Raw genomic sequence first — 6,000 nt, forward strand, 5'->3', positions numbered from 1 at the left:
CTGCGGGCCAACTTAGCGGGTCGATGTTGCGCTGTGATGACCGCCCGATGCGCGAAGTGACGAGATCTCTTCGGTCATACGACCAGATCAGCCATGGTGCACGTCCAGGCATACGCACGGCGTTCAGCCGACCGTACGGGCGCCCGGATATGCGTGTGGCCCCCCACCGATAACACGGTGGGGGGCCACACCACGCCTACGCGGCTCGCGTCGCGCGAAGTAAGTGCTTGCGCTTACTCCTGCTGGCGCCTACTTCTTGTTGCGACGCTGAACGCGCGTGCGCTTGAGCAGCTTGCGGTGCTTCTTCTTGGCCATCCGCTTACGCCGCTTCTTGATAACAGAGCCCACGACTACCCTCGCTCACTTCTCATCACTCGGTGCTGGGCGCCATGGGCCCACACGACCTTCAAGGGGCTAGCCTACCCGCCCGAGCGCTGAGGTCGTAATCGAGGGGCGGGAGGGGCCCGAGACGGCCCTGAGGCCGGGCCCCACCCCGGGTCTGCCCTGCCGGACAGGCCCCCCGACCGTCAGGCGGTTTCCACCCCCACGTAGCTCTCGCGGAGGTACTCGTGCACCGCTTGCTCGGGGACGCGGAAGGACCGCCCCACCCGGATCGCGGGCAGATGACCGCTGTGCACCAGTCGGTACACGGTCATCTTCGACACTCGCATCACCGAGGCGACTTCCGCCACGGTAAGGAACTGAACCTCGTTCAGAGGCCTCTCGCCGGCTGCACCCATGACACACCGAACCTTCCGCACTCGACTCGACGGCCACCGGCTTCCCCTTCCGGTGACTCTTCGTCGCTGCGTGCTCACTCCCCAATGTAGGGGCGGGTGATGCGAGTGGGGAAGAGGTGCACCCATCAGCGGCCTACTGTGACAGACACGCTCGATTGAGTACGTAGCGGGTCAGCGGCCTGTAGTAAGCGGACCGCACGGCGTCATCAAGTGGAACGACGACGGAGACGACTCCCTCGGCCTCCCCTACGAACAGCGCGGGGTCGTCGGTGTCCGCCAGCCCGATGGCCTCGAACCCCAGCTGACCTGCCCCGCAGACCCATCCGTGGTCCCCGATGACCAACTCGGGCAGCGGCCCCCCGCCCTCGGCCGCCGCCGCCAGCGCGACCCGAACCGGGAGTGGCGAATGACTGTGCGCACCGGTCGCACAACCGGCGCGTTCGGCGCCTGCGTCCCGGACGACCGCGACTCCCCGTACGTAGTCGAGGTTGTGTGTGCGTAGGCCGAACCGGGTCGTTATGTCGACACAGTGACCCTGCGCCGGGGTGAGAACATCACATCCCGCCGCCGACAAAGCGTCCGCAACCGTGGCGTAGAACCCCAGCAGCCGATGCGGATGCCCGGTGCCCAGCAGCACGGGCGCGCCACGCTGGGCGACCGAGGCGAGCCGCTCCGCGAAGGCGTCCAGCGCGGCCAGCGTGCGCTCAGGATCGATCACATCATGCCCGGAAACGCAGCCGGGATCGGCCGAAACTCCACACTTGTCGGCCATCAGCGCGATCAGGTCCCGCTGCCCCCAGCTCCACTCGGGATCAAGCCCGATCAGCACCCGAGGATCACGCGCGGCGAAGAGCCGGTAACTCCGCAGACTCTCCTCCCGGGAGGTGGCCACCGCTCCGGCCAGCCGCGCGGCAAGCAGATGCGCCCGAAGCGCCCCGGAACTCAACACAGAAGCGATGCTGACGGACCAGGCCCGCCCCCGAGGCGGAACCCCGCCAACACCCCACAGTTGGCGTAAGCCCAAGCTCCTTGCAGCCCACCCGAGGCCACCTTCCAGCCCGCCCGGCACCCTCCAGCGGGGCGCCCGCGCGCCTGCCGGCCCGTCCGGCACCTCCCAGCCCGACCGGCGATTGAGGCGAGGCCGTCCAGGCCGACACGGGGGACACCGGGGGCCGAGCCCCCTGCAGAGCCAGCCCCTGAAGAGGAGGGGAACGGGTGAGGGCGGCGGGGGCGAACCCCACAACACCCACCGGCCACACTCCCTACGGCAACAACCCCCGCAACGGAAACACCGCCCGCCGCGTGGCCAACACAGCCTGGTCCAACCGATCCGCGGGGTCGTACCCCGACTCCCACCCGGCCCACCCCACCGGCCACCGCCCATCAGTCATCCGCACCGGCCCCAACTGCCGGGTACGAGCGAAAACCTCCTGCCGCCACCCCTGCGGAATCACCGTCTCCGGCGCCACCGGCACCCCCGCCGCCACCCCCACCAGATGCGTCCACGACCGCGGCACCACATCCACCACCGCGTACCCGCCCCCACCCAACGCGACCCACTTGCCCCCGGCGTACTCGTGCGCCAACTCATGACAGGCCACCTGCACAGCCCGCTGGGCGTCGAGAGACACCGCGAGATGAGCCAGCGGATCCTCGAAGTGCGTGTCGGCCCCGTGCTGGGTCACCAGCACATCCGGCCGGAAATCGGCGATCAGCTCCGGCACCACCGAGTGGAACGCCCGCAACCACCCCGCGTCCCCGGTCCCGGCCGGCACCGCGACGTTCACCGCCGACCCCTGCGCCCGCTCCCCACCGGTCTCCTCCGGCCACCCGGTCTGCGGGAACAAGGTACGAGGATGCTCGTGCAGGGAGATCGTCAGCACCCGCGGGTCGTCCCAGAACGCCGCCTGCACACCGTCCCCGTGATGCACGTCCACGTCCACATACGCGACCCGCTCGGCCCCCAGCTCCAGCAACCGGGCGATCGCCAACGAAGCGTCGTTGTAGATACAGAACCCCGACGCACCGCCCGGCATCGCATGGTGCAGCCCACCCGCGAAGTTCACCGCGTGCTGCGCCTCCCCCCGCCAGACGGCCTCCGCGGCCCCCACGGACAGCCCGGCGATGAGAGCGGACACCTCGTGCATCCCCGCGAAGGCCGGATCGTCCATCGTTCCCAGCCCGTACGACTGGTCCGCCGACCCCGGCTCCGCCGACGCCGCCTTGACGGCCTGGACGTAGTCCTCCCGGTGCACGAGCCGCAACGTCGACTCCCCGGCGGGCTTCGCCCCGACGACGTCCACCTCCCGGTCGAGCCCCAGGGCGCCGACCAGCCTCCGGGTCAGATCCAGCCGAACCGGATCCATCGGATGCTCGGGCCCGAAGTCATAGCCCGTTACTGCCTCGTCCCACATCAGCTGTGCGCGGCCGCTCATGCCCGCCACCGTATCGGTCCGGTTGAGCGGCGAACGACCGGGCGTACACCAACGTCACCAGCACCAACACCATCGGCACCACCATCGCGCCCCGGTAGGTCCAGGCGTCCCCCAACGCCCCCACCAACGGCGAACCGATCAGGAACCCGACGTAATTGAAGATGTTGAGACGGGCGATCGCCGCATCCGAAGCCCCCGGGAACAACCGCCCCGCCGCCGCGAACGTCTGCGGCACCAGCACACACAGCCCCAGCCCCACGAGTGTGAACCCGAGCATCCCGACCCACGCCCCGGGCGCGACGGCCACCACCGCGAACCCCGCCGCCGCCACCAGCGCCCCCAGCCGCACCACCGCCGCGGCCCCGAACCGCCGCACCCCGGAGTCCCCGATGGCCCGCCCGAGCAGCGTGGTCACCATGTAGACGTTGTACGGAACGGTGGCCAGCTGCTCGCTGCTGCCCAGCACGTCCTGGAGATACTTCGCGCTCCAGTTGGAGACCGTCGAGTCCCCGATGTAGGCGAAGGTCATCACCAGACACAACGGCAGCAACAGCTTGAAGACGACACCGGTACCGCCGCCCTCCGACTCGGCCTCCCCCGCCTTGCCGTCCTTCGCAGCCCCGTCCTCCGCGTCCCCGTCCACATACCAGCGGCTCCCCACCAGCGCGGCCGGCAACAGCACCGCCACCACCGGCAGATACGACACCCACAGCGCGAGATGCCAGTGCGCCCCCACCCACGCCAGCGAGGCCCCGACGATCCCGCCCAGGCTGTACACGGCATGGAAGCTGAGCATGATGCTGCGCCCGTACGTCCGCTGAAGACTCACCCCGAGCATGTTCATCGAGGCGTCGAGCGCCCCCACGGCCAGACCGAAGACCGCCAGGGCGACACCCAGCTCGGCCATCCCCCGCCCCGCCCCGACCCCGAGCAGGGCCAGCAGCACCACCGGCTGGGACCAGCGCAGCACCCGGCTGGGCGGTATCCGCTTCACCAGCTGTTCGGTCGTCACGCTGCCGACCCCGGCCAGGATGGGCACGGCGGCGAGGAAGACGGGCAGCAGCGCGTCCGAGACCTCGTACCTGTTCTGGATGGCCGGGATCCGGGTCACCAGCAGCGCGAAGGCCGCGCCTTGCGCGAAAAAGCTGAACGCCAAAGAGGCCCTACCGCGCCGCAGCACTTCTGTCATGGCGGCGAGCGTAGGGCCCCTGCGTACTCGTGGGTAGATCCAGCCAAAGATGAATTCTCCTCAGCTTTGCCGACTTCACCGGGCGAGGACGACCTCGGGCACCTCGACCTCGGCCTCGACGGCCTTCGCGCCCCTCGTCTCGGAGGCGATCATCGCCGCCATCGGCCCGGCGCCGAGCGCCCCGCCGACCACGAATCCGATCCCCATCGCCACGACCATGACCACGGACCCGAGCCACACCATGGTGTCCACCGGCACCGTGTACGCCCCCACGACCCGCACGACACACTCGACGAGCAGCACCACACCCCAGACGATCGAGAAGGCCCGCTCCCGCTTCTGGAAGTCCGTCGACGCGACCGATGCGCCGCTCTCCAGCCGCTCCCAGGCCGCCTCCCTGACCGCGTCGCCCTTCACCAGGAACGGCTTGACGGCGGCGGTCATCATCGGCCTCCCCAGTGCCACGGAGACCAGGATCCCGATCCCGATCGTGCTGCTGACCCCGCTGTCCTTGGCCAGCATCAGCCGCGGATCACCGGAGACCAGACTGAGCACCAGTCCGACGATGTTGACGACGAGGATGAGCCCGGCGAGCCCGTTGACCGCCCGCCTGCTGACCACGCTCCCCATGGTCCGCACGGCCGGGACCAGACTGCTCCAGGCGAGAGCGGCGAAGGTGCTCATCCCGAACGCTTCCTTGAAGAGGTAGTACGACCCGAGCGGCACCGCCACATCCACGATGAGCGGGGCGAAGGCGTTCTGCTTCTTGTGCTGGTTCGTCGTCATGCCCATAGCTTCGCCGCCGGGAGGGGTCCCCCAGTAGAAACGATCGTCCGGAGCTACGCATGACAAATGTCAGCCCGACACCGGAACGTCCGTCAGATCAGCAGGTCAGGCAACTGCCCCAGGTCTGGGAAGAGTTGAGTGGCGCCCGCGAGCTTCGCGGCCGGCGTCATCGCGGTGAACCCGTACACGTCCATCCCGGCCGCCACAGCCGCCCGCACCCCCAGCGGACTGTCCTCCACGACGACACACCGCTCCGGCGCCACCCCCATCCGCTCGGCCGCGTGCAGGAAGAGATCCGGCGCCGGCTTCCCCTTCCCGACGTCCTGCGAGCTGAAGATCCGCGCGTCCTCGAACCACCGGTCCAGCCCGGTCTTCCGATGCCCCACCCGGATCCGCTCATGACTCCCGGAAGACGCCACGCAGTACGGCACCCCGTCCGCGGCCAGCTTCGCGAGGACGTCCACGGCGCCCGCCACGGGCTCCAGCTCCCGCTCGAAGGCCGCGAACACCCGCCGGTGGAAAGTGTCGTCGAACTCCTCCGGCAACTGCTGCCCGGTGCGCTCCTGGACCAGGTCGTGGATGCGATGCATCGCGGACCCCATGTAGTCACGGATGGAGTCCTCGTACGAGGTGGGGTGCCCGATCTCGGTCAGATAGGCGGCCAGCAGCCGATTGGAGATCGGCTCACTGTCCACGAGAACACCGTCGTTGTCGAAAATCACCAGGTCGTAGCGCATGACTAGACCCTAAAGGAGCCTAAACGCAGAAAACCCCCGCACCATAAGGTGCGGGGGTTTCCCGTAATATTTGTTCGGCGGTGTCCTACTCTCCCACAGGGTCCCCCCTGCAG

The 6,000-nt window shown here is 69.0% G+C and carries 7 protein-coding genes; all 7 read right to left on the reverse strand.

Going from position 1 to position 6,000, the window contains the following annotated elements:
- Window positions 1-249: 249 nt before the first annotated feature.
- A complete protein-coding gene (locus tag ACFWBD_RS38880; protein ID WP_003948845.1) occupies window positions 250-348 on the reverse strand; it encodes a 30S ribosomal protein bS22 in 99 nt (32 codons plus the stop codon).
- A 179-nt stretch (window positions 349-527) separates the two neighbouring features.
- Window positions 528-740, reverse strand: a complete 213-nt coding sequence (locus ACFWBD_RS38885; RefSeq protein WP_015658719.1) for a helix-turn-helix domain-containing protein — start codon at window positions 738-740, stop codon at window positions 528-530.
- A gap of 133 nt (window positions 741-873) precedes the next feature.
- Window positions 874-1,689, reverse strand: a complete 816-nt coding sequence (locus ACFWBD_RS38890; protein WP_385678084.1) for a phosphatase — start codon at window positions 1,687-1,689, stop codon at window positions 874-876.
- A 313-nt stretch (window positions 1,690-2,002) separates the two neighbouring features.
- A complete protein-coding gene (locus tag ACFWBD_RS38895) occupies window positions 2,003-3,175 on the reverse strand; it encodes an acetoin utilization protein AcuC (protein ID WP_385678087.1) in 1,173 nt (390 codons plus the stop codon).
- Entirely contained in the window at window positions 3,126-4,364 is a 1,239-nt protein-coding gene (locus ACFWBD_RS38900) for an MFS transporter (protein WP_385678090.1), read from the reverse strand. The genes ACFWBD_RS38895 and ACFWBD_RS38900 overlap by 50 nt, the downstream gene beginning before the upstream one ends.
- A gap of 75 nt (window positions 4,365-4,439) precedes the next feature.
- Window positions 4,440-5,150: a VC0807 family protein gene (locus ACFWBD_RS38905; protein WP_385678093.1), complete on the reverse strand. Its 711-nt coding sequence runs from the start codon at window positions 5,148-5,150 to the stop codon at window positions 4,440-4,442.
- Between the two features lie 92 nt (window positions 5,151-5,242).
- The gene (locus tag ACFWBD_RS38910) at window positions 5,243-5,887 is read right to left on the reverse strand and encodes an HAD family hydrolase (RefSeq protein ID WP_385678095.1); all 645 of its coding nucleotides are present in this window, start codon (window positions 5,885-5,887) and stop codon (window positions 5,243-5,245) included.
- Window positions 5,888-6,000 lie beyond the last annotated feature (113 nt).

The organism is Streptomyces sp. NPDC060002 (genome assembly GCF_042737245.1).
Lineage (GTDB): Bacteria > Actinomycetota > Actinomycetes > Streptomycetales > Streptomycetaceae > Streptomyces.

What these genes read in the sequence shown, in the direction of transcription:
- ACFWBD_RS38885 (WP_015658719.1), bottom strand. Translation starts at nt 740, where the DNA reads ATGGGTGCAGCCGGCGAGAGGCCTCTGAACGAGGTTCAGTTCCTTACC.
- ACFWBD_RS38900 (WP_385678090.1), bottom strand. Translation starts at nt 4,364, where the DNA reads ATGACAGAAGTGCTGCGGCGCGGTAGGGCCTCTTTGGCGTTCAGCTTT.
- ACFWBD_RS38905 (WP_385678093.1), bottom strand. Translation starts at nt 5,150, where the DNA reads ATGACGACGAACCAGCACAAGAAGCAGAACGCCTTCGCCCCGCTCATC.
- ACFWBD_RS38910 (WP_385678095.1), bottom strand. Translation starts at nt 5,887, where the DNA reads ATGCGCTACGACCTGGTGATTTTCGACAACGACGGTGTTCTCGTGGAC.
- ACFWBD_RS38895 (WP_385678087.1), bottom strand. Translation starts at nt 3,175, where the DNA reads ATGAGCGGCCGCGCACAGCTGATGTGGGACGAGGCAGTAACGGGCTAT.